Origin of the sequence: Kutzneria sp. NPDC051319 (assembly GCF_040682195.1) — a bacterium.
In the GTDB taxonomy this organism is placed as follows: Bacteria; Actinomycetota; Actinomycetes; order Mycobacteriales; family Pseudonocardiaceae; genus Kutzneria.
This window is the reverse complement of sequence record NZ_JBFBAM010000018.1, coordinates 135,013-156,913: the sequence shown is the minus strand read 5'-3', so window position 1 is coordinate 156,913 and position 21,901 is coordinate 135,013. Positions and strand designations below refer to the sequence as shown.

The 21,901-nt window shown below is 71.3% G+C and carries 22 protein-coding genes; 10 read left to right on the top strand and 12 right to left on the bottom strand.

Annotated features, from left to right (window positions below):
• Positions 1 to 5: 5 nt before the first annotated feature.
• Genes AB0M73_RS20865 through AB0M73_RS20850 form a run of 4 tightly spaced genes read right to left on the bottom strand, consistent with a single transcriptional unit; the run spans position 6 to position 3,704 of the window.
• Entirely contained in the window at positions 6 to 1,220 is a 1,215-nt protein-coding gene (locus AB0M73_RS20865) for a glycosyltransferase (protein WP_363892695.1), read from the bottom strand.
• Positions 1,217 to 2,170 (bottom strand): glycosyltransferase, encoded by a 954-nt coding sequence (locus AB0M73_RS20860; protein ID WP_363892693.1) that lies wholly within the window; start codon positions 2,168 to 2,170, stop codon positions 1,217 to 1,219. Before AB0M73_RS20860 ends, AB0M73_RS20865 begins: the two co-directional genes overlap by 4 nt.
• Positions 2,167 to 3,183, bottom strand: a complete 1,017-nt coding sequence (locus AB0M73_RS20855; protein WP_363892691.1) for a glycosyltransferase family 9 protein — start codon at positions 3,181 to 3,183, stop codon at positions 2,167 to 2,169. Before AB0M73_RS20855 ends, AB0M73_RS20860 begins: the two co-directional genes overlap by 4 nt.
• The gene (locus tag AB0M73_RS20850) at positions 3,180 to 3,704 is read right to left on the bottom strand and encodes an HAD family hydrolase (RefSeq protein WP_363892689.1); all 525 of its coding nucleotides are present in this window, start codon (positions 3,702 to 3,704) and stop codon (positions 3,180 to 3,182) included. Before AB0M73_RS20850 ends, AB0M73_RS20855 begins: the two co-directional genes overlap by 4 nt.
• A 107-nt stretch (positions 3,705 to 3,811) precedes the next feature.
• Between AB0M73_RS20850 and AB0M73_RS20845 the strand changes: the two genes are divergently transcribed.
• The 3 genes from AB0M73_RS20845 to AB0M73_RS20835 are packed head-to-tail and all read left to right on the top strand — an operon-like array spanning position 3,812 to position 5,309.
• The gene (locus tag AB0M73_RS20845; protein WP_363892687.1) at positions 3,812 to 4,699 is read left to right on the top strand and encodes a glycosyltransferase family 9 protein; all 888 of its coding nucleotides are present in this window, start codon (positions 3,812 to 3,814) and stop codon (positions 4,697 to 4,699) included.
• A 35-nt stretch (positions 4,700 to 4,734) separates the two neighbouring features.
• Positions 4,735 to 5,127 carry a phage holin family protein gene (locus AB0M73_RS20840; RefSeq protein WP_363892684.1) on the top strand — a complete coding sequence of 131 codons (393 nt, stop codon included), beginning with the start codon at positions 4,735 to 4,737 and terminating at the stop codon, positions 5,125 to 5,127.
• Positions 5,124 to 5,309 carry a hypothetical protein gene (locus AB0M73_RS20835; RefSeq protein ID WP_363892682.1) on the top strand — a complete coding sequence of 62 codons (186 nt, stop codon included), beginning with the start codon at positions 5,124 to 5,126 and terminating at the stop codon, positions 5,307 to 5,309. Before AB0M73_RS20840 ends, AB0M73_RS20835 begins: the two co-directional genes overlap by 4 nt.
• 5 nt (positions 5,310 to 5,314) lie before the next feature.
• On the opposite strand, the gene AB0M73_RS20830 is transcribed toward AB0M73_RS20835, so the two are convergent.
• The 4 genes from AB0M73_RS20830 to AB0M73_RS20815 form a co-directional block, all read right to left on the bottom strand.
• Complete coding sequence (locus AB0M73_RS20830) at positions 5,315 to 6,901, bottom strand: cytochrome bc complex cytochrome b subunit (RefSeq protein ID WP_363892719.1); 1,587 nt, start codon at positions 6,899 to 6,901, stop codon at positions 5,315 to 5,317.
• 8 nt (positions 6,902 to 6,909) lie between these two features.
• Complete coding sequence (locus tag AB0M73_RS20825; RefSeq protein WP_363892680.1) at positions 6,910 to 7,992, bottom strand: ubiquinol-cytochrome c reductase iron-sulfur subunit; 1,083 nt, start codon at positions 7,990 to 7,992, stop codon at positions 6,910 to 6,912.
• Positions 7,993 to 8,130: 138 nt separating this feature from the next.
• Positions 8,131 to 8,904 (bottom strand): class I SAM-dependent methyltransferase, encoded by a 774-nt coding sequence (locus AB0M73_RS20820; protein WP_363892678.1) that lies wholly within the window; start codon positions 8,902 to 8,904, stop codon positions 8,131 to 8,133.
• Between the two features lie 80 nt (positions 8,905 to 8,984).
• Positions 8,985 to 10,364, bottom strand: coding sequence for a cellulose binding domain-containing protein (locus tag AB0M73_RS20815; RefSeq protein WP_363892676.1), 1,380 nt, complete (start codon positions 10,362 to 10,364; stop codon positions 8,985 to 8,987).
• Between the two features lie 147 nt (positions 10,365 to 10,511).
• Here AB0M73_RS20815 and AB0M73_RS20810 point away from each other — a divergent pair, with 147 nt between their 5' ends.
• The 5 genes from AB0M73_RS20810 to AB0M73_RS20790 are packed head-to-tail and all read left to right on the top strand — an operon-like array spanning position 10,512 to position 15,758.
• The gene (locus tag AB0M73_RS20810; protein WP_363892674.1) at positions 10,512 to 11,783 is read left to right on the top strand and encodes an extracellular solute-binding protein; all 1,272 of its coding nucleotides are present in this window, start codon (positions 10,512 to 10,514) and stop codon (positions 11,781 to 11,783) included.
• Positions 11,780 to 12,742 (top strand): sugar ABC transporter permease, encoded by a 963-nt coding sequence (locus tag AB0M73_RS20805; protein WP_363892672.1) that lies wholly within the window; start codon positions 11,780 to 11,782, stop codon positions 12,740 to 12,742. Before AB0M73_RS20810 ends, AB0M73_RS20805 begins: the two co-directional genes overlap by 4 nt.
• The gene (locus tag AB0M73_RS20800) at positions 12,739 to 13,551 is read left to right on the top strand and encodes a carbohydrate ABC transporter permease (protein WP_363892670.1); all 813 of its coding nucleotides are present in this window, start codon (positions 12,739 to 12,741) and stop codon (positions 13,549 to 13,551) included. The genes AB0M73_RS20805 and AB0M73_RS20800 overlap by 4 nt, the downstream gene beginning before the upstream one ends.
• Before the next feature lie 3 nt (positions 13,552 to 13,554).
• Positions 13,555 to 15,033 carry a beta-N-acetylhexosaminidase gene (locus AB0M73_RS20795; protein WP_363892668.1) on the top strand — a complete coding sequence of 493 codons (1,479 nt, stop codon included), beginning with the start codon at positions 13,555 to 13,557 and terminating at the stop codon, positions 15,031 to 15,033.
• Positions 15,030 to 15,758: a GntR family transcriptional regulator gene (locus AB0M73_RS20790; protein ID WP_363892666.1), complete on the top strand. Its 729-nt coding sequence runs from the start codon at positions 15,030 to 15,032 to the stop codon at positions 15,756 to 15,758. Before AB0M73_RS20795 ends, AB0M73_RS20790 begins: the two co-directional genes overlap by 4 nt.
• Here the strand turns inward: AB0M73_RS20790 and AB0M73_RS20785 are convergent.
• Both AB0M73_RS20785 and AB0M73_RS20780 read right to left on the bottom strand, forming a co-directional pair.
• Positions 15,721 to 16,869, bottom strand: a complete 1,149-nt coding sequence (locus AB0M73_RS20785) for an oxygenase MpaB family protein (RefSeq protein ID WP_363892664.1) — start codon at positions 16,867 to 16,869, stop codon at positions 15,721 to 15,723. The genes AB0M73_RS20790 and AB0M73_RS20785 overlap by 38 nt on opposite strands.
• Before the next feature lie 136 nt (positions 16,870 to 17,005).
• Positions 17,006 to 17,677: a hypothetical protein gene (locus tag AB0M73_RS20780; RefSeq protein ID WP_363892662.1), complete on the bottom strand. Its 672-nt coding sequence runs from the start codon at positions 17,675 to 17,677 to the stop codon at positions 17,006 to 17,008.
• 52 nt (positions 17,678 to 17,729) lie between these two features.
• On the opposite strand from AB0M73_RS20780, the gene AB0M73_RS20775 reads away from it, so the two are divergent.
• Positions 17,730 to 18,494: a cyclase family protein gene (locus AB0M73_RS20775; protein WP_363892660.1), complete on the top strand. Its 765-nt coding sequence runs from the start codon at positions 17,730 to 17,732 to the stop codon at positions 18,492 to 18,494.
• Entirely contained in the window at positions 18,491 to 20,107 is a 1,617-nt protein-coding gene (locus AB0M73_RS20770) for a thiamine pyrophosphate-binding protein (RefSeq protein WP_363892658.1), read from the top strand. Before AB0M73_RS20775 ends, AB0M73_RS20770 begins: the two co-directional genes overlap by 4 nt.
• Here the strand turns inward: AB0M73_RS20770 and AB0M73_RS20765 are convergent.
• The gene (locus AB0M73_RS20765) at positions 20,055 to 21,275 is read right to left on the bottom strand and encodes an MFS transporter (protein WP_363892656.1); all 1,221 of its coding nucleotides are present in this window, start codon (positions 21,273 to 21,275) and stop codon (positions 20,055 to 20,057) included. The genes AB0M73_RS20770 and AB0M73_RS20765 overlap by 53 nt on opposite strands.
• On the bottom strand, positions 21,272 to 21,826 hold the full coding sequence (locus tag AB0M73_RS20760; RefSeq protein WP_363892654.1) for a TetR family transcriptional regulator: 555 nt from the start codon (positions 21,824 to 21,826) through the stop codon (positions 21,272 to 21,274). Before AB0M73_RS20760 ends, AB0M73_RS20765 begins: the two co-directional genes overlap by 4 nt.
• Between the last annotated feature and the right edge of the window lie 75 nt (positions 21,827 to 21,901).

Genomic DNA, 21,901 nt, shown 5'->3' with positions numbered 1-21,901 from the left:
GGAGTTCACGAGGAGACCTCCAGCGCGGACCCGGCCGGCATCACGCCGGCGCGCCGGTAGACCTGTGTGGTGTCGGTGGCGATCCGATCCCAGGAATAGCGGGCGTGTGCCCGGTCGCAGCCGGCCGCACCGTACGCCGCACGCAGCGTGGGGTCGTCCAACAGCGGCCGCAGCGCCCGAGCCAGGGCGACCGCATCACGGGGCGGCACATGCTTTCCGGTGACGCCGTCGACGACGGTGTCGGTCAGCCCACCGGTCGCGGCCGCCACCACCGGGACGCCGCAGGCCATCGCCTCCAGCGGCACGATGCCGAAGGGCTCGTACCAGGGCGTGCACACCACCACGTCGGCCGACCGCAGCAAGGCCGGCATCTCCTCCCGCGACTTCTGGCCCAGCAGGGTGACCCGATCGTTGACACCGCAACGGATCGCGACCTGGCGCAGCCGGCGGGCCTCCGCGTCCGAGGACAGCCCGGACGGTTGCGGACCGCCGGCGATCAGCAGCTCGGTGTGGGGCAGCCGGGCCAGCGCCTCGATGGGGATGTCGAAACCCTTGCGGGGCACCAGGCGGCCCACGGCCAGCAGCCGATGGCGTTGGCCACGGGCGGCGGCCGGGCCGCTCGGGGTGAACTGCCGAACATCCACCCCGCACGGCACCACGGAGATCCGCGACCGCGGCACACCCATGCGCACCAGCTCGAACACCTCGTCGCTACAGGTCGCGAGGACCCGGGACGCGGTCCGCCCGACCAGGCGCTCCAGCCGTGGTCGCCCGGCCGGGCTGGTGTCGTGCTCGCCCTGGTGGCGCCGCTTGACCGAGCCCAGGGCGTGAAAGGTCTGCACCACCGGCACTCCGATGCCGTCCGCGCCCAGCACCGAGGCCAGGCCGGACATCCAGAAGTGCGCGTGCACGACGTCCGGCGGTCGCTGCCGCCATTCACGCGCGAGGGTGTCGGCGAATTCCCCCATGTGCGGCAGCAGTTCGTCCTTGGGCAGCGGGCCCGGTGGGCCGGCCGGCACGTGCACGACGCTGAAGCCCAGGGTCGTGTCGACGCGGGTCGGCAGGTCCGGATCCGCGCGACGGGTGTACACGACGACGTCATGGCCCTGCCGGGCCAGCGCCGCCGACAACTCGGCGACGTGCAGGTTCTGCCCGCCGCTGTCGACGTCGCCGAGGGCAGCCAGCGGACTGGCGTGCTCGGAGACCATCGAGATCCTCATGACTGCCTCCCATCTTCCAAGGCTTCGGTCAGCAGCCAGTCCCAGTCCCGCAGGAAGGCCGCCGACCCGTATCTGGCCAGCGCCGCTCGCCTGGCCTGTCGGCCCAGCTCGGCGGCCAGGTCCGGGGCGTTGATCAGCTCACGGGCGGCGTCGGCCAGGACGTCGACCCGGGTCGAGACGACGCCGGCGTCGGGCGGCACCGCCTCGAACGCCTCCGTCGCCCCCAGCACCACGACCGGCATGGCCAGGTGCATCGCCTCGATCAGGGACAGCCCCAACGACGTCCAGCGCGGCGGATGCACGTACACCCGCCGCCGGGCCAGCTCGGTGTGCAGCTCGTCGGTCCACAGGTCGCCGCCGGGATGCACGCCCGGCAGGTCGAGGCGGTCGGTGTGGATGCCGAACACGTCGATCGGCGCGAACCTCGGCAGCAGGTCGGTGCCGGTGATCCTGGCCCGCCGCACCGGTTCGTTGATCACGGCCGCCGCGCGGCGCAGCTCGCCGGTGTAGCGCGGGCCCGGGTCCGGGACGCCGTGCTCGATCACCGTCGTCGGCGCTCGGCCGGAATCCCACATCACCTCGTTGAAGTGGGTGACGTGGACGAGGCGGATGTCGGTGCGATCGGCGATCGGATGTGGTTGCCCCTTGGGGGTGTTGTGCTCTACGTAGACCATCGGCACCTCGTGACGCACCCACGCCGGCAGCTCGGCCAGGTCCTCCGGCCGTTGCAGCACAACGACATCGACCTCGCACGGCGCGGTGACCTCGACGGCGTTGGGCCAGTCCCGGCCGCACTTGCCACCGCCCTGCGCGTCCTTCGGGATCAGGTATTCGTGCCGGCCGGCGACGAATGCCGACATCCACGCCGCGTGCACGTGCCAGACGAGGATGCGAAGGCGGCGGTCGGGGGCGGTCCAGTTGGGCGGCGGCAGGACGGCGCGCTCGCTCATGCGCGGACCCCCTGCATGGCCTCGACCGCGTCGGCCACCTCGGCCGCGGTGACGTCGTTCAGGCACGGGTGCCCGGCGATCGGGCAGATCCGGGCCCGAGTGTCGCGGCAGGGTGAGTCCTGGTCGCCGAGCAGCACGTACGGCACCCGATAGGGCGCCCACCGCCGCGCCGGCACGACCGGGGAGAACAGCGAGACCACCGGTGTGCCGACGGCCGCGGCCAGGTGCGCCGGCCCGGTGTTGCCGACCACCAGGGCGTCCGCCGCGGCGATGGTCGCGGCCAGCTGCGGGAAGTTGGTGCGGCCACCGAGGTCGATCCCGCACTCGCCGGCGACCCGCGCGGTCAGGGCCCGTTCGTCGGGCGCGCCGGTGACCACCACGTGCAGGCCGCGGCGGCTCAGTTCGACCACGGTCTCGGCACACCGCTCCGGCGACCAGGCCCTCGCCGGCACCGAGGCGCCGGGATGCAGCACCACGTAACGACGTTGACGCACCGGGCTCCTCGGCAGCGTGCGCACGGCCAGTCGGCCGTCGTCGGTCGGGCCCAGGGTGAAGCCGGCCGCCCGGGCCACGGTCAGCGCGCGTTCGGGTTCCGGCAGGTCCTCGTCGACCTCGATGCCGGGCCGCAGCCGAACGTCCAGCAGGGAGCCCGGATAGTCCTCCGAGATGGCCGCGATCCACGGCACGCCGGCCATCCGCAGGAGCAACGCCATCGGCAGCGGCGACTGGTGGTAGGAGGTGAGGATCAGCGCCAGGTCGAACTTGCGGCGCTGCAAGGTCTTCCGCAACGACTCGATGTCACGGCGGTCCACATCGGACGGTGTCGGGTCGATCCACGGGCAGCTCCACGTGAGCACGTCGCTCACGCCGGGCAGCATCCGCGCCGCCTGCGTCCCTCGGGGACCACACAGGAGCGTGACCCGGCCACCCTGAGCGGCCGCACGCACCGCCGGCCCCGACATGAGGACGTCGCCCTCGCTGTCGAGCCGGACGACCAGCACCTGACGTGTCATCGCAGCACCTTTCCCACGGCGGCAAGGAGGTCCGGGCTCACCTCGGGGGCTTCGTCGATCTCCTCGCGGCGGGTCACCGCCGTGGGCACCAGAATCGCCCGTGCGTCGGCGGCCCGGCCGGCCGCGACGTCGCTGCCGATGTCCCCGATCACCGTGATCCGATCCGTCGGCACGCCCAGCTCGGCGGACGCGGTCAGCACCAGGCCCGGCGCCGGTTTGCGGCAGGGGCACCGGTCTTCCGGACCGTGCGGGCAGACCTGCCAGGTGTCGAACGGGCCGAGCAACTGCTCGATCCGACGGTGCACGACCCGGACGTCGTCCAGGGTGAGCAATCCTCGGGCCACACCCGACTGGTTCGTCACCACCCCGACCGCGATCCCTCGGCGCCGCAACAGATCCAGGGCTCGACGTGCGCCCGGCATCGGGCGCACCCGACTCGGGTTCCCGTTGTAGGGCACGTCGACGACGAGGGTGCCGTCCCGGTCGAACAGCACCGCCTCACAACCGGGGCGCGCAGTCACCGGGTCGAGATTTCCGCTGCGAGTAGAAGTAAACGCGGCCCGAACAACTACTACTCTCCGTGGCGACTGCCGTTTGACCGCGTGGCGCCCCGGGTAGTCCGACGCCGATGCCGACCGTGTTTGCCTTGCGGGCCTTGGGTCTCGGCGACCTGCTCGTCGCCGTGCCGGCCCTGCGCGGGCTGCGCCGGCACTGGCCGTCCCACCGGCTCCGGCTGGCCACCTCGGCGTGGCTGGAGCCCGTGGCCCGATTGATCGGGGGCATCGACGAGATCGTGCCGACCGACGGCCTCGCCCCGCTCGACGTGGACAGTCCCGAAGTCGCCGTCAACCTGCACGGCGCCGGTCCGGAGAGCCACGCCGTCCTCGACGCCCTGCGGCCGCGCCACCGCGTCGGCCACCGGGGCCACGGCTGGTCCGGGCCAGTGTGGACCGATGGCCTGCACGAACGGGAGCGCTGGTGCCGCATGCTCGCCTTCCACGGCATCGCCTCCTCGCCGGACGACTTCCGGCTCGGCTCCACCGGGGTCAGGAGCGCCGCCCCCGGCGCGGTGGTCATCCACCCCGGCGCCGGATACGGCAGCCGTCGTTGGCCGATCGCCCGGTACGCCCAGCTCGCGGCGCAGCTCGCCGGGCCCGTCGTGGTGACCGGGACCGCGCGGGAACGTGAGCTGGCGGAGGCCGTCGGCGTGCCGGACGTCCTCGCCGGCCGGCTCGACCTCGCCCAGCTGACCGCCCTGGTCGCCGAGGCCCGGCTGGTGATCTCCGCCGACACCGGCGTCGCGCACCTGTCCTACGCCTGCGGCACGCCCTCGGTCGTCCTGTTCGGACCGGCCCCCGTCGCCCAGTGGGGGCCGCCGCCGGACGGCCCGCACCGCTCGCTCACCGTCGCCTCCGCGCGTCGCGGGGACCCGTTCTCCGACGATCCCGACCCCGCGCTGCTCGGCGTGAGTGTCGATGACGTGCTCAGGAGTGTCGCGGAGTTGACCGGCGGGTAGTCCCCCAGCAGTAACTGTCACGCTGGGAGGAACCCATGCCTCAGGACGAAGCCTCGACCGGCCAGTTGTTGGGCCGTCTGACCGAGCAGTTGTCGACCCTCGTTCGCGACGAGGCGGCCCTCGCCGTCGTCGAGGTCAAGACCAAGGCCCGTGCCGCCGGTATCGGGGTCGGCGTCCTCGTCGGCGCCGCCCTGTTCGGCTTCCTCGGCCTCTGCGCCCTCATCGCGTGCGCCATCATCGCGCTCGCCTTGGTGCTGCCGGCCTGGCTGTCGGCCCTCGCCGTCGGCGGTGCCCTCATCGTCTTCGCCGGTCTGCTCGGCGCCTTCGCCGTCGCCAAGCTGCGCCGTGGCGTCCCGCCGGTGCCCCAGGAGACCGTGGCCAACGTCAAGGACGACGCCGCCATCATCCGCCGGGCGGTGACCCAGTGACCACCCCGTCGGACCCAGCCCTGCTGCGCGAGGAGATCGAGCGCACCCGCGAGGAGTTGGTCGACACGATCACCCTCCTGCACGGCAAGCTGGACCGGGCCCGCAAGGTCCCCGCCGCGGTCATCGCGGCCGGCGGCGTCGGCGTGCTGGTGCTCGTGATCCTGTTGCTCCGCCGGCGCTGAGCCCGCTAGTCCGAGGACGTCGAGCGACGAGTCCAGCGCTCGGCGTCCTCGGCGCGGGCGGCCTCCAGCGCGGCGACCTCCTCGGGCGGGTCCGGACGCCAGGTGGTGCCCGGCCGAGGCCGACCGGCCAGCCCCAGCTGGTTGGCCCGTCGCGGAACGGGCGCACCCTGGTACTCCAGGGGCCGGTCGGCCAGCGGTTGTTCGAGGTCGATGAAGTCGCCGGCCGGCGTGCGGCGGATGATGCCGGTCTCGATGCCGTGCTCCAACACCTTGCGGTCCCGACGCTGCAGGCCGACGCACCAGCGGTAGACGGCGGCGTAGGCGATCGGCGGCAGGACGAACAGGGCGATGCGGCCGGCCCAGATGGTGGCGTTGAGCGAGATGTCGAACTCGTGGGCGATGACGTCGTTGCCACCGGACACGAGCAGCACCATGAAGAACGTCAGGGCCATGGCGCCGAAGGCGGAGCGCACGGGGACGTCCCGCGGACGTTGCAGGAGGTTGTGCCGGGCCTTGTCGCGCGTGAACCGGCGCTCCACCCACGGGTAGAGGGCGGCGAAGGTGATCAGGGTGACCGGAAGGACCACGGTCGGCCAGAAGACGTCCGGGATGCGCCAGTGTCCGAACAGGACGATGGGCCAGTCGGGCATGAGCCGGGCCGAGCCGTCGAGCCAGCCGATGTACCAGTCGGGCTGGGAGCCGGCGGAGATCAGGTCGGGCCGGTAGGGGCCGTAGTTCCACACGGGGTTGATCTGGAACAGGCCGCCCATCAGGCCCAGCACGCCGACCACGGCGGTGAACAGGGCGCCGCTGTGCAGGGCGAACGTCGGCGCGATCCGCACCCCGACGACGTTGCGCTCAGTGCGGTCCACGCCCGGGAACTGCGTGTGCTTCTGGTACCACACCACGGCGAGGTGCACGGCGATCAGGGCCAGGATGATGCCCGGCACCAGCAGCACATGGGCGATGTAGAGGCGGCTGTTGAGGATCTGCCCGGGGAACTCGCCGCCGAACACCAGCCAGTTCAGCCAGGTTCCGATCACGGGGATCGACTGCGCGATGCCGGACATGATGCGCAGACCGGTGCCGGACAACAGGTCGTCGGGCAGCGAGTAGCCAGCGAAACCCTCGGCCATGCCGAGCGTGAACAGCGTGACGCCGATGACCCAGTTGAGCTCGCGGGGCTTGCGGAACGCGCCGGTGAGGAAGATCCGGGCCATGTGGCAGAGGATGGCCGCCATGAACAACAGCGCGGCCCAATGGTGGATCTGCCGCACGAAAAGGCCGCCGCGCACGTCGAAGGAGAGGTCGACCGTGGTCTGGAACGCCCGGGACATCGACACGCCCCGCAACAGCGAGTACGTGCCGGAGTAGGTGACCTCCTGCAGCGACGGATCGAAGAACAGCGCGAGATAGGTGCCGGTCAGCAGCAGGACGACGAAGCTGTACAGGGCGATCTCGCCCAGCAGGAACGACCAGTGCGTCGGGAACACCTTGGACAGCTGGCGCCGAACCCCGCCCGCCAGATGGAAACGCTCGTCCACGGCGTGGCTGACGGTGCCCTCGGTGAACAGCTCGCCGCGCGGGCGCATCGACGGCTTCATTGTCCCCCCATCTCCCAGAACTCCGGGCCCACCGGCTGCCGGAAGTCGCCCGTGGCGAAGAAGAACCCGGTCTCGGTGTCCACGGCGATCGGCAGCTGCGGCAGGGGCCGGGCCGCCGGGCCGAAGATGGGGGTCGCCGACCGCAGGACGTCGAACTGGGACTGGTGGCACGGGCACAGCAGGCGGTTGGTCTGCTGCTCGTACAGCGCCACCGGGCAGCCGAGATGGGTGCACAGCTTGGAAAACGCGTAGTACTGGCCGACGTTGTCGTGCTCCTGACCGGGCCGCGGTGTGACCTGCTCCCCCGGCCGCAACCGGATCAGCATCGCCGGGCTGTCGCCCCGCTGGAAGATCGCCGAGAGCCGGTCGGGCGACTCGCGGTCGGATTCCCGGAACGGGAACACCGTCAGCATCGAGCCGGCCTCAAGGTCCTCGGGCCGTACCAGCACGACCTTGTGCGGGTCGCCGACATCCTGGCGCAGGAACACTTTCTGCCCGTCCGCGGAGTACCAGCCGGTGTGCCACACGGTGTCGGCCGGCGGCTGCCTCCAAGGCGACTTGATCAGGCCCCCGACCGCCGCGACCAACGCCCCGAGCACAGGAATGCCGACGCCGACGCCGGCCATGCCCAGCACCATCCGCCGCCGTGGCATTCCGCCCCGCCGCACGGTGTCCGTGACCAGCGCGGACGTCGTCGCACGGTCGAATTCGCCCGACGGTTCGTCGTGACGGTCCTGGACCGCCTGCTCCTCGGGCAGGAAGTTCTTCGCGTACCGGATGATCGCCACCGCCAGCAGCAGCACACAACCGCCGCCGGTCAGCCCGAGCAGCGGCGTGTACAGCTCGTAGCCCGGAGCCGGATAGCGGAACGGCCAGACCAGGTACAGCACGATGCACGAGAGGCCGAAGGCCGCCGACAGGCCGAGCCAGCCGAACACCCCGCGCACGGCCCGCCGCTCGGCCCGAGTGCCCGGCAGCGGCCACCGGTCGGCGTACCGGACCAGGCGTACCCCGTCCTCCTCAAGGCCTGCCCGCAGCAGGTCGTCCCGGGTCCGGCCGTCGAGGTTGTCACGGGTCACACCAGCGGGTTCCCCTGCATCCGGCGGTCAAACCCGGGCGTCTGCCCCCGATCGGCGAGGCGGGGCTGAACGCCATTACGTTGCGTAACGACCGTCGCGGACGGTCGACGCTGGGCGAAGGCGGCCTGCGGTCGCTGGTCAGCTGACCTTGCGGGCCTTCCAGACCTCCTCGACCGGCCACTGCCGCGACCAGTCGGCCGGCGCGTAGTGGAAGGACGAGTCGGGGGCGCCCTCGGGGGCGAAGATCTCGATCAGGTCCTCGACCTCGAAACCGTTGGCGCGCAACAGCCGGATCATGTCGCCGTGGCCGAGGTGGAACTCGACGCCGCCGTCGTCCCAGGTGAAGCGGTGCATGTCCCGCTGGGGACGCAGCATCCGCTCGGTGGGCTTCTCGCTCTCGTCCTCCGGCGCGCACAGCATGGAAACCACGCTGTTGCCGAGGAAAGCGAGGCGCCCGCCGGGCCGGAGCAGCCGGGCCGCCTCCGGGATCCACCGGTACGGGTCGCACCAGATCGCCGCCCCGTACTCGCTGACGGCCAGGTCGAAGGACTGGTCCGGGTACGGCACTGCCTCGGCATTGCCGTGCAGCAGCGGGAAATCGAGACCGTGCTCCTGCTGCAACCGGCGGGCGGTCCTGAGCTGCTCCGAGGAGTTGTCAATGCCCACGGGTCGAGCGCCGCGCCGGGCCAGCCACGAGCTCACATAGCCGGTGCCGCAGCCGAGTTCGATGGTGTCCAGGCCGTTGACGTCGTCCGGCAGCAGCGGGACCTCGGCCTGCGGGACGCTGAACACGCCCCAGGTCACCTCGTTGAGCGCCCACGAGCGTTCGCCGGCGGCGACCCACTGGTCGGCCATGCCGTCCCAGTACTCGCGATTGGCCCGCACGTGCTCGGGCAGCTGCTCGGTGGTCATACCGGCCATGACAGCGCGCCCGAACGAGCGTGGTCAATCGAATTAGGCCGCCCCCGCCCGTTCGGGCGGGGGCGGATCGCTCAGTTGGGGACGGTGTCGGTGAAGTGCGTGCCGGCGGCGTAGTAGCCGGCGACGGCGCTGTTCACCTGGGCCGGGCTCAGCGCGCCGGCGTTGAAGTACACCCAGTTGACCTTCTGGTCCCAGGTGCGCTGGCCGGTGAAGGGCAGGTCGATGAACCACTCGTTGAAGTCGATGGTCATCTTGTCGCGCGGATAGTACTTCCCGTTGCTGGTGAAGTAGACCTGACCGTCCACATAGTACGTGACGGTGCCGTTGGCGACGGTCATCACCAGCGTGTGCCAGCCCTTGAGGCTGGACAGCACGTTATGCGTGACACGGTCCATGGCGTCGGCGCTGTACCAGGTGGTGGTGTAGAGCGTCGGGCCGGGCGCGCCCCACCCTCCGTTGGGCAGGTACTCGTTGTCCAACTCGCTGTAGAGCGGCTCGTCGGGGGTGATGGTGTAGAAGGTCTCGTTGACGTGGTCGCCGTTCTGGCCGCTGGTCGGCGCGTCGGTGAAGTACACCCGAGCGGCGTAGGTGCCTTCCTCGAACTTGCGCTGCGCGGTGTCGATCTCGGCCTGGGTGGTGTTCGCCGCGGTGCCGTCGGTCCTGGCCTCCAACTGCATGACCTTGCCGCCGGTCGCCGTCGAGTCGGACGGGAAGCTGATCGCGTTGGCCGACCAGGTGTCGGCGATGCCGGGGCCGCCGCTGCCGGTCCGCACACTCCAGCCGTGGGCGGCCAGCGCCGGGTCGGACGAGCCGCTGTAGTGGAAGTCGTCGAACAGCGCGGCGCCGCTGGGGGTGACAACAGTTGTTGTCGTGGTCGTCGGGGCCCCGCCGGCGGGGGCGGCGCCGAAGGCCAGGGCGCCGTTGACGTAGGCGGCGACGTTCGTGTTGACGGCGTAGTTGGTGTCGGCGCCGTTGAACGAATAGTCGTTGGCCTGGTTGACGTTCTGCCAGTCGGACCGGTACAGCCGCAGCTGGATGTCGCCGCTGTCGGTGCCGGGGGCGACCGAGCCGCCGGTGAAGCTGACCTGGAGGTAGTGGTCGGCGGTCGCGGTCGGTGTGGCCAGCGCTCCGACGGTGCCGCTGATACTGCCGCAGCCGACGACGGCCCAGGCGCAGGCGAACACGTAGGAGCCGCCGGTGTCGGCGGTGAAGTAGTAGCGCAGGGTGACCTGGTTCAGGGCCAGCGACGCCGACCCGGTGTTGACGATCTTGAACCAGGGTTCGGCCTCGCCGGCGCTGGCCGGTGTCGAGGTCTTGTACTGCACGCTGAGCGCGGGCGTCGCGGCCAGCGCGGGATGGATGGCGTAGAGGCTGGCCGCCGCGCACACCGCCGCGGTGGCGGCGATCGCGGCACGGCGGCGGCCCCGGGGCCGGGCAGGGGTGTGGTCCATCGGGCTCTCCTCGGTCGAACGACGCGTGGCGGCCTCGTCGACACCGACTGACCAATGGTAAGTCGGATGCCGTACACGGTGATCCCAGCTCGGCCGACTGTCAAGAGCCTTGACATGACCAATGGTCAACCATCACGCTCTGACGCCATGTCCAGACGAAGCCTCGCCGCCTTAGCCATGGCCGCCGTCGCCCTCACCGCCGCGTGCGGCGCCGGACCGGCCGTCACCTCGCAGAACAAGGCCATCACCGTGTGGCTGATGGACGGCGATCTCAGCGACAAGGCCGTCGCCGCGATCGACGCCGCCTTCGAGAAGGCCACCGGGGCCACGGTGACCGTGCAGGTCCAGGAGTGGGACAACATCAACACCAAGATCAGCACGGCGCTGGCCCAGGACAGCACCCCGGACGTGCTGGAGATCGGCAACACCGACGTGCCCCTGTTCGCGGCCAACGGGGCCCTGGCCGACCTGACCGACCACAAGGCCGAGCTGGCCGCCGGCCAGGACTGGTTGCCGGGGCTGTCCGGCCCGGCGACCGTGGACGGCCGGATCTACGCGGCCCCGCTCTTCGCCGGCAACCGGGCGGTCATCTACCGGAAGTCGTTGTGGGCCAAGGCCGGCGTCGCCACGCCGCCCACCACCTTGGCCGACCTGACGGCCGACCTGGACAAGGTCAGGGCGGCCAATCCAGACCCGGCGTTCGCCGCCTTCAACTTCCCGGGCCAGTACTGGTACGGGGCCCTGCAGTTCGTCTGGGACGCGGGCGGCCAACTGGCCACACAGGACGGTGGCAAGTGGACGGGCGCGCTGGAGAAGCCGGCCGCACAACAGGGTCTCAAGGCGTGGCAGCAGTTCCAGAACGCCTACTCCGGGGCGGCCTCGCGCAACGTGGACACCAAGGCCCCGGACCAGGCGGCGATGTTCGCCCAGGGCGCGACCTCGGCCATTCTCGACACGAGCGTGAACACCGTGCTCAAGGACAACCCGTCCATCAAGGACGACATCGGCACCTTCCCGTTCCCCAGCGCCACCACCGGAAAGACGCAGCCGGTGTTCCTCGGCGGCTCCGATCTCGGCGTCGCGGCCAAGTCCCGCAACCAGGACCTGGCGATGCAGTACCTGAAGACCGCCGCCGATCCGGCCGTGCAGAAGGCGGCGATCGCCGGCATCGACGGCTGGACGCCGGTGTCCACGCAGATCATCGACCAGGTGACGCCGTCACTGCCACCGCTGAGCGCCGCGTTCTTCGCCGCCGCCAAGTCCTCCGGCAGCACGCCGGCGACCCCGGGCTGGGCGACCGTGGAGAGCGACAAGTCGATCAACACCTTCTTCGCCGACATCGCCACCGGCCGCAAGTCGACCGCCGACGCCGCCCGCGACTTCGACGCGCACCTCGACCAGGCCCTGAACGCGGCATGAGCACCCTCCAGACGTCGCCGCCGGCAGCAGCGGCGACCGTCGCCGGCGCCGAACCACCGCCCCGGCGCCGGCGACACCTTCTTCTGCCGTACGGGTTGTTGGCGCCCGCGGCGGCCGTGCTGGCCCTGGTGCTGGGTTATCCGCTGGTCCGGCTGGTGCTGATCTCCTTGCAGGACTACGGGTTGCGGTCGCTGTTCACCGGCACCGTCGGCTGGGCCGGCCTGGCCAACTACCTGACGGTCCTGCGGTCCCCCGATCTGGGCCCGGTTCTGGTGCGCAGCATCGTCTTCTGCGCGACGCTGGTGATCGGCACACTCGTCATCGGGCTGGGCGTCGCGCTGCTGATGGGCGGGCTGGGCCGGCGGATGCGGGTGGCGGTGATGTTCGCGCTGATCGCCGCCTGGGCCATCCCCAACGTGGCGTCCACGCTGGTGTGGCAGTGGCTGTTCCAGCCGGTGTACGGCGTGGTGAACTGGCTGCTCACCCGCGTCGGCGTGCTCGGCGATCTCACCCAGCGGGACTGGACCACCTCGGCCTTCTCGGCGTTCGCCCTGGTGTGGCTGCTGGTGGTGTGGCAGTCGGTGCCGTTCGTGGCGCTGACCCTGCACGCCGGCCTGACCCAGATTCCCCGCTCCTACTACGAAGCCGCGGCGATCGACGGGGCCGGACCCATCCGGGCCTTCACCACGATCACCTTGCCGTTTCTGCGCCCGATCCTGGGGCTGGTGACGATCCTGTCGGTCATCTGGGACTTCACCGTGTTCAACCAGATCTGGATCCTCACCCAGGGCGGCCCGAGCGGGCAGACGACGACGCTGGGCATCTGGACGTTCACCACGGCGTTCAGCAAGAACTCGTTCGGCCAGGGCGGCGCGATCGCCGTGGTGTCGGTGGTGCTGCTGGTGGCCATGACCGCGGTGTACGTGCGGCGGCTCGTCCGCTCCGGGGAGGCACTGTGAGGATTGCTCGCAACACGGCGGCGACGCTGTTCTGCGTGGTGTGGCTGTTCCCGGTGTACTGGATGGTCACCACGGCGTTCAAGCCATACGGGGACATCCTCAGTGCAACGCCGCGGTTCCTGCCGTTCCCGTTCACGCTGGACAACTTCGTCGACGCCGTGACGAAGTCGGGCTTCCTGCGCGACCTCGGCAACAGCGTCCTGATCACGACAACAGTTGTTGTCACAGCCATCGCCGTCGCGTTCCTGGCCGCTACGGCGCTGACCCGGTTCCGGTTCCCCGGCCGGCGCGGCTTCCTCATCGGCGTCCTCGTCGTGCAGATGGTGCCCGTGCCGGCGCTGGTGATCCCGCTGTTCCTGAGCCTGAAGGCCGTGCACCTGCTGGACACGTTCCTGGGGTTGGGGCTCACCTATGTGGCGTTGGTGCTGCCGTTCACCATCTGGACGCTGCGGGGCTTCCTGCAAGGCATTCCGGTCGAACTGGAGGAGGCCGCCATGGTCGACGGCGCCAGCCGCGGCACCGTGATCCGACGCATCCTGTTGCCGCTCGTGCTGCCGGGCATCATCGCCACCAGCGTGTTCGCGTTCATCACGGCCTGGAACGACTTCCTGTTCGCGTACGTCATCATGAAGGACCAGTCGGGCTACACGCTGCCGGTGTGGCTGGTGTCGTTCAGCACGAGCACCGGCACCGACTACGGCGGCCTGATCGCCGCCTCCACCCTGTTCGCGCTGCCGGTGGTCGTGTTCTTCGCCCTGGTGCAGCGCCGACTGGTCGAGGGCATGACCGCCGGGGCGGTGAAGGGCTAACCGATGATCATCCCCAGTCCCCACCACGTCGAACCGCGACCGGGCGCCTTCCCGCTGCACCCCGGGCGACGGATCAGCTGCGGACCCGGCGCCGAGCGGGCCGGCGAGCTGCTGGCCGGCTACCTCGGGCTGCGCGGCGCAAACGGCTCCGCACCGTCGATCTGGCTCGAACTCGCCAGCCGAGGCCCCGGTCCCGAGGGCTACCAGCTGGACATCCGGCCGCAGCAGGTCCACCTGACCGCGACCACGGAAACCGGCCTGCTGCACGGTGTTCAGACGCTGCGCAGCCTCGTGAGCGGCAATCGCCTGCCCTGCCTACGGATCCGCGACGCACCGAGGCTGCCTTGGCGGGGTGTGCTGCTCGACGTGGCCCGGCACCACATGCCGTTGGAGTTCCTGCACCAGTTCGTGGACGTGATGGCGCTGCACAAGCTGAACGTGCTGCACCTGCATCTCACCGACGACCAGGGCTGGCGCATGGAGATCGCCGGCTGGCCACGGCTGGTCGACGTCGGCGCGTGGCGGCCGGAGAGCATGATCGGCCCCGCCGGCAGCGGCGAGTTCGACGGCAGGCCCCACGGCGGCTACTACACCCAGGCCGAGCTGCGGGAGCTGGTGCGCTGCGCGGCGGCCCGGGGCGTGATGATCGTACCGGAGATCGAGATGCCCGGACACGTGCGGGCGGCGCTGGCGGCGTATCCCGAGCTGGGCAACTTCCCCGAGCGGCGGCTGCCGGTGTGGACGAGCTGGGGCATCAGCGAGGACATCCTCGGCGTGCACGACACCGCGCTCGCCTTCTGCCGGGACGTGCTGCGGCAGGTCGCCGACGTCTTTCCCGCGCCGTACGTGCACATCGGCGGCGACGAGTGCCCGACGACGCAGTGGTCCACCGCCCCTTCCGCACTGGCGCGGGCCGCGGAACTGGGGTTCGACGACCCCGGCCGGCTGCACGGCTGGTTCCTCGGGCAGATGGCCGACACGCTCCGTGAACTCGGGCGGACCGCCGTCTGCTGGGCCGAGACCGGGCAGCACGCGGGCGGCATGCCGGCCGGCACGGTCGTCACCGCGTGGCGGGACGCCGCCCACGGGGCATCGGCCATTGCGGACGGCCACCAGGTGATCATGGCCCCGCACCGCTCCACCTACCTCGACTACCGGCCCGAGGAGCCGGCCGGACACTCCGGCATCGTCACCACCGTGGCCGACGTGTACGGGTTCGATCCGCTGGCCGGCGGGCTGCCGGTGGCCGCCGGGTCACGGCCCGGGGTGCTCGGCGCGCAGGCCCAGCTGTGGACCGAGCTCGCCCCCACGCCCGACCACGTCCGGCGGCTCGCCTTCCCCCGGCTCTGCGCGTTCGCCGACACCGCGTGGCGGACCACCGCCCCCGACTACGATGAGTTCCGGCGCCGGCTGGCCGTGCACATGGACCTGCTCGACGCCCTCAACGCCCTTCCGACCACCTGCGCAGAGACGACGCCGTGACCGCTGAGCCGTACAAGCCCTCGCCCAAGCGGGATGTCGTCCGCCGGCACATCCTCGGGCTGATCGAGAACACCCGCCCCGGCACCGGCCTGGCGTCGGAGCGGGAGCTCGCCCAGCAGCTCGGCGTGTCCCGGCCCACCGTCCGCGCCGCCCTCGACGACCTCACCCGGGACGGCTTCCTGGTGCGGCAGCGGGGTCGCGGCACGTTCACCAGCCCGCACAAGGTCACCCAGGAGCTCGCCGGCAACGGCATGGCCGTTCCCCCGGCCGAGGGCGAGTGGACGAGCTGGGTCGTCTCCTTCGCCGTCGCCCCCGCCCTGCCGCCGGTCGCCGCCCGGCTCGAACTCTCCCCCGGCGACCCCGCCCTCCGCGTCACCCGGGTCCGCCTCGTCGACGACGAGCCCATCGCCATCGAGCACCTGGAACTGCCGGCCGACCTCGTGCCCGGGCTGCAAGCCGCCGACATGGAGACCGGCAACTTCTATCACCTGCTCCGCGACCGGTTCGGGATCCGCGTGGCCGAGGCCGTGCAGAGCATCGAGCCCTCGTTCACCAACCCCGAACAGGCCGAATTCCTTGACGTGCCGGTGTATTCGCCGCTGCTCCAGATCGAACGCACGACCCGCGACACCACCGGCCGCGTCGTCGAGGTCACGCACTCGGTCTACCGGGGCGACCGCTACCGCATCACCTCGACGCTGCGCCTGGACGAGAGCTCGGGCTGATGGGGCAGACGCCGGCATCCAGCCATTTCTCACGCAGGTCGGCCGGGATGTTCAGGGCGGTCGACTGGCCATTGGTGAGCGTGCGGACGCTGCCGCCCAGCAGCAGGCTGCCGGCTTTGTCCAAAATGGACGTCGCCACCCTGCTGCGGTCCTCGGCCCGTTCGAGGACACGCATCAGCCAGGTGCCGGCGCGCACCGCCCGGTTCCAGGTCCGCGAGTTCGGGACCTCCATCCAGTCGGCGACCTGGGGATCGACCGTCTGGCGGACCATTGCCGACACAACACCGTCGAACGCCTTGCCCGGCACCATGTCCTCGTACAGCCGGATGAGGTTCCGGGTGAGGGCAACGCCTTCGGCCGACGGCCCGTAGGTGGCCCCGACGATCACGGCGTTGAGCTCCCGTGCCTCGTCGATCGACTCGGGCATGACCTCGACGGGAATGCCGAGCATCGCGCCCGTCACCCGCCAGACGTAGTAGTAGCTGGCGGCCTCGTGCTCGGTCACGGAGATCCCGATGCGGCGCATGCCGTCGACCACCTGCACCGAGAAGATCAGCAGGGCGCCCAGCATGTCCTGCTGGCACACCGGAACCCCGTCCGCCTCGACGTCCCAGCGGCCCGAGCCCGTGATGAAGTGCCGCACGGCGGCGTGGATCAGGCGCGTCTTCTGGACCGTCGGCACGAACGAACCGCCGGCGCCGAATGGCTGGCGCCCCATCATGTTCAGCACGAACTGCGACGTCTCCGACAGCCGCCGGTGCGGTTGGTTGAGCCGATGCGTCAGCGCCAGCACCCGCGACGGCCGCGGCTGGGCGTAGCAGTTGACCATCGCGCCGAACGACAGCACCGAGGCGACGTGCACCCCGTCGTCCACGAAGAACTCGTACGCCTCCGCCACGCGGTCGAGGTCGGCCCACGGCGGCGGGTCGTCCGTGGCGACCAGGTAGGCCCGCACCGATTCCGGCAGATTCTCCGGAATGGGCTGATCGTTGTCCCGCAGGTGGGCCAGGACCTCGTTCACGGCCTCGACCCGCCCCGTCGCGACCAGGTCCGCGATCACCCCGTCGGCGAGCGGATCGCCTTGCCACATCAGCGCTTCCACAGCCGCCATGTCGACCATGTGGGCCCGTCCTCACTCGCCGCGCGACCTGCCTGCCGTCTACACAGTGCTAGGGCACCCGGCCGACGGCCCACCAGCCCGACGCGCATCGACCGCCCGAATGGACGCCCGACATCAGCCGAACGGCCTACCGCCCGGTGTCCTTCTTCGCGTACTCCAGCAGGGGGCGCATCACCGTGACGTCGACGCCGGTGCTGCGGAGGGCGACGATGATCTGGGCGGCGCGGCGGTACTCCTGCTCGTCGGCCGGGCGGTGGAGGCCGGGCTGGAACTGGGCGACGGGGATGACGGTGGGGCGGACGCGGACGTTGGTCTCGTCGCGCCAGGCGCGGCATTCGGCCTGGATGCCCTTGGCGTCCAGGGCGGTGACCCAGACATAGCGGACACGGCCGGCGTCCGGGTCGTCCTCGACCCACAGGGTGTTGGGCGAGATGGTGTTGACGGGGACGGGCGCGGGGGCGGGCGGCGGGGCGGCCTGGGCGGCGCGGCGGCCGAAGCGGCCGGTGGCGACCGTCGGCGGGGGCGGGGCGGCCAGCGGGGCGCCCATGAGGACGGCGTCGAGGTCGGCGGCGGCCCGCAGCAGGGTGCCGTAGTCGACCTGCCCGCCGACGGCCTGGATCTGCTGGACGACGGTGCGGGCCAGGTCGGCGGCGGGATGCGGTCCGAGACCCCGATCCAGCACCTCGACCTCGGCGGCCGCGGCGTCCAGGGCGTCGGCGAGCCGGCGGAACTCGTCGGCCGCGCGGCGGACGGGAGCCTGCACGGCGCGGCGGAACGGCTGCCCGTTGTCGGTGGTCATGGGTGCCAGGTTAGGAGAGGATCCGGTAGGTCCCGAGTCAAGGAGGCAGACCATGGCCGTGCTGACCGATCTGGTGACGGGGCTGGCGGGCGGGAACGTGGAGGTCGTTGACCTCACCGCGCCGCTGTCGGCGAGCACGCCGGTACTTCAACTGCCGCCGCCGTTCGCGAACACGACGAGCTTCCGGCTGGAGGAGATCAGCCGCTACGACGACCGGGGGCCGGCCTGGTACTGGAACGACATCCACACCGGCGAGCACGTCGGCACGCACGTCGACGCCCCGAACCACTGGGTGTCGGGCCGGGACGGCGACAGCGTGGACGAGATCCCGCTGCGCACGCTGGTGGCCCCGGCGGTGGTGCTGGACGCGTCGGCCAAGGTGGCCGAGGACCCGGACTTCCTGCTGAGCGTCGACGATGTGCGGGAGTGGGAACGCGAGCACGGGCCGCTGCCGGACGGCGGCTGGCTGCTGTACCGGACGGGCTGGGACGCGCGGTCGGGCGACCAGGAGAGCTTCCTCAACGGCCAGCACAGCCCGGGCGTGTCGCCGGAGTGCGCGCAGTGGCTGGCCGAGGAGGCGCCGATCGTTGGCTTCGGGGTGGAGACGGTCGGCACGGACGCGGGGCGGGCGGCGGAGCTGGAGCCGATGTTCCCGTGCCACAATCGCTTGCTGGGCGCGGGAAAGTGCGGCCTCACGCAGCTGCGCAACCTGGTGCAGCTGCCGCCGACGGGCGTGGTGCTGGTGGTGTCGCCGCTGCCGATCGTCGGCGGCTCGGGCAGCCCGGCCCGCGTGTACGCGTTCGTGGAGCGGGCGTGATCGTCGCCGAGGCCGTCGGACGGGTGCTGGCGGACCTGGGCGTCGGCCCGGTGTTCGGGGTTGTGGGCAGCGGGAACTTCCACGTCACGAACGCCCTCCGGGACGCCGGTGTCCCCTTTTACGCCACCCGGCACGAGGGGGCGGCGGCCACCGCGGCCGATGCCTGCGCACGGATGACCGGCCGGATCACGCTGGTGTCGACGCACCAGGGGTGCGGGCTGACCAATGCCGTCACGGGGATCGGGGAGGCGGCGAAGAGCCGGACGCCGATGATCGTGCTCACGGCCGAGTCGCCGGAGTCCGATCCCCTCAACAACTTCCGCATCGACCAGGAGGCGCTGGCCCGCTCGGTCGGCGCTGTCCCGATGCGGATCACCGACCCGACAACAGTTGTTGTCGACACCATTCGCGCCGTGCACACGGCGCGGTTCGAGCGGCGCACGATCGTGCTCAACCTGCCGGTTGACGTGCAGGCGATGACCGGAGTGGAGCTGAAGTCCGTCGCGCTGAAGGCCTATCCGCGCCCGACAACACCTGATGTCACGGAGCTGACGGCCCTGATCGGCGCCGCCGAGCGGCCGGTGTTCATCGCCGGCCGCGGCGGTCGCGGCGCCGGGGCGGAGATTCGGGCCCTCGCCGACGCCTGCGGCGCGTTGCTGGCGACGTCGGCCGTGGCTCACGGCCTGTTTCACGAAGACCCTTGGGCGCTGGGCATTTCCGGCGGCTTCTCGTCGCCGCTGGCCGCGGAGCTGATCCGTGACGCCGACCTGCTGGTCGGCTGGGGCTGCGCCCTGAACCGGTGGACCACTCGACAGGGCAAGCTGATCGGCCCTTCGGCCCGGCTGGCGCAGGTCGATCTGGACGAGGACGCCCTCGGCGCGCACCGCCCCGTCGACGTCGGCGTGGTCGGCGACTCAGCAATGACGGCCCGGGCGGTGCTGGCCGGCCTGGACGGCGTGAAGACCGGCTACCGCTCCCCCGAACTCCGCGAACGCATCGCCTCGCGGGCCCGGTGGTCGGCCGCCGACTTCGCCGACGAGTCCACTTCGGAGCTCATCGACCCGCGCACGCTGTCGTCGGAGCTGGACCGGACGTTGCCGGCGGAGCGGATCGTCTCTGTCGACTCCGGCAACTTCATGGGCTATCCCAGCGCTTATCTGGCCGTGCCGGACGAGTTCGGGTTCTGCTTCACCCAGGCGTTCCAGTCCATCGGCCTCGGCCTGGCCACAGCCATCGGCGCCGCGATCGCCCGCCCCGACCGGCTGCCCGTCGCCGCGCTGGGCGACGGCGGTTTCCACATGGCCGCCGGCGAGCTGGAAACCGTGGCCCGCCTTGGCCTGCCGATGGTGGTGATCGTCTACAACGACGCCGCCTACGGCGCCGAGGTGCACCACTTCACCGGCGACCACGCCACCGTCCGCTTCCCACCCACCGACATCGCCGCCATCGCCCGCGGCTTCGGCTGCACCGGCCTCACCGTCCGCGCCGCCGCCGACCTCAAACCCGTGCAGGACTGGCTCGACGGCACCCGCGACACCCCGCTGGTGATCGACGCGAAGATCATCGAGGACGGCGGCTCGTGGTGGCTGGCCGAGGCGTTCCACGGTCACTGACGTTCCCACTCCGCACAGCGAAGGCTCCCAACGACAGCACGGCGACGACGACCGCGGCCGCGATGGTGGCGGTCGGCACGCTGAGCAGCCTGGCCGTCGTGCCCGAGGCGATTGGCGCGATGGCGAGGCCGGTGGTGTAGGCGAGGTTGTAGAGGGCGTACGCGGCGCCGTAGGCCGGCGGGCTGGAGTGCTCGGCCAGCACACCGATGAGGACGAGAGTAGGCGCGAGCACGAGCGTGGCACCGAAGTCGACGATGAGCACGCCGATGATGCTGACGACGGTGGATCCCATGCCGGCCAACAGAAATCCGACGGCGGCGACCACCGCGCCGATCGCGGCGGCCGGGGCGGGGCGCAGCTTGTCGGCCCACAGGCCGGCCAGCGGCGCCCCCACCGCGCCGACGAGGGCGCCGGCGCTGAACACGAGGCCGATCATCGTGGAGTCGAGGCCGAGACCGCTCAGGTGCAGCGGCAGAATCGGTTCCAGGAAGGCGATGCTGCCGGCGCCGACGGCGGTCAACAGCACCAGCAGGGGCACCTTGGGTCCACGAAGGACGGTCCTCAGTGGCGTACGGCTTTCCGCCACCGCCATGGGCTTGATGAGGACCAACCGGGCCACGGCATCGGCCGCGGCCAACGCGGCCACGACCAGGAACGGCGCAGCGGTGCCGAAAGCGTCGGCCAGCGCGCCGCTGATGCCGGGCCCGAGCAGCACGCCGATGCCGATGGCCGACAGGGCCAGGCCCATGACCCGACCCCGTCGACTGGCGTCGTGCGTGGCGGCGATGAGCGCGAGGCCGGCGATCCAGGACGCCGCGGCGGCCATTCCCTGGGCCACCCGGGCAATCAGCAGCACCGCCAGGCTGCCGCCGGCCACACCGGCGAACAACACCGTCGTGACGGCGAGTCCGACCAGGCCGGCCAGCATCGCCGGCCGCGGTCCGGCGCGGTCGACCCAGATGCCGACGAACGGCGTGGCCACCAGCAGCGCGGCCGCGTAGGCGGTGAACAGCAGGCCGGAGATCAGCGCCGATCCGTTGACCGCCGGCAGTCTCGGCAGGATCGGCACGATCGAGCCGTACAGGAACATGTCGACGCCGAGCGCGATCGTCGTGACCGCGACGGCGGCGCCGGGCTTGGTGGTGGTCCCGGATTTGATGGTGGTCACAGCATCCCCCTGAGCAGTGATTCGACCCCGTCGGGATCGGCCGGCGGCAGCAGGTCGGTGTCGGCCGCCGCGAGCATGGCCGTGCCGCACAGCCAGGCCAGCAGGCTCGACGCCGCGTGGGGCGAGACGTGCCGGGCCAGGCGGTCGCGCCAGTCGTGATAGGCCCGGATCTCGATCTCGTCGTCCATGTCGGCCGGCTTCGGCACGCTGCCGCTCATCGTGATCGTCAGCAGCGCGCGGAACCGCTCGTTCTCCCGCAGATCACGCAGCCAGGCCACGAGGAACGCCGTCAGCCGCTCGCGGACCGGGCCCTCTCCGTCGAGTTCGGCCCACACCGACACCGTCAGCGCGTCCCACGACTCGGCCAGGATGGCCCCGAACAGCGCCATCTTGTCCGTGAAGTGGTGGTACACGGCGCCTCTGGTCACGTTGGCCCTGGCCGCGATGTCCACCAGCCGGGCGTTGGCCACGCCCGTCTCGGCGAACACGAACAGGGCCGCGTCCATCAGGGCGGCCCGGGTTCGGGCGGACTCCTCCGCGGTTCGTCGCACGACGTTATTCATACATGCATGCACGTATGTTGGCAACGCATACGCCCGCGATAGGCTCGGCGGCCTAGGCTGCGT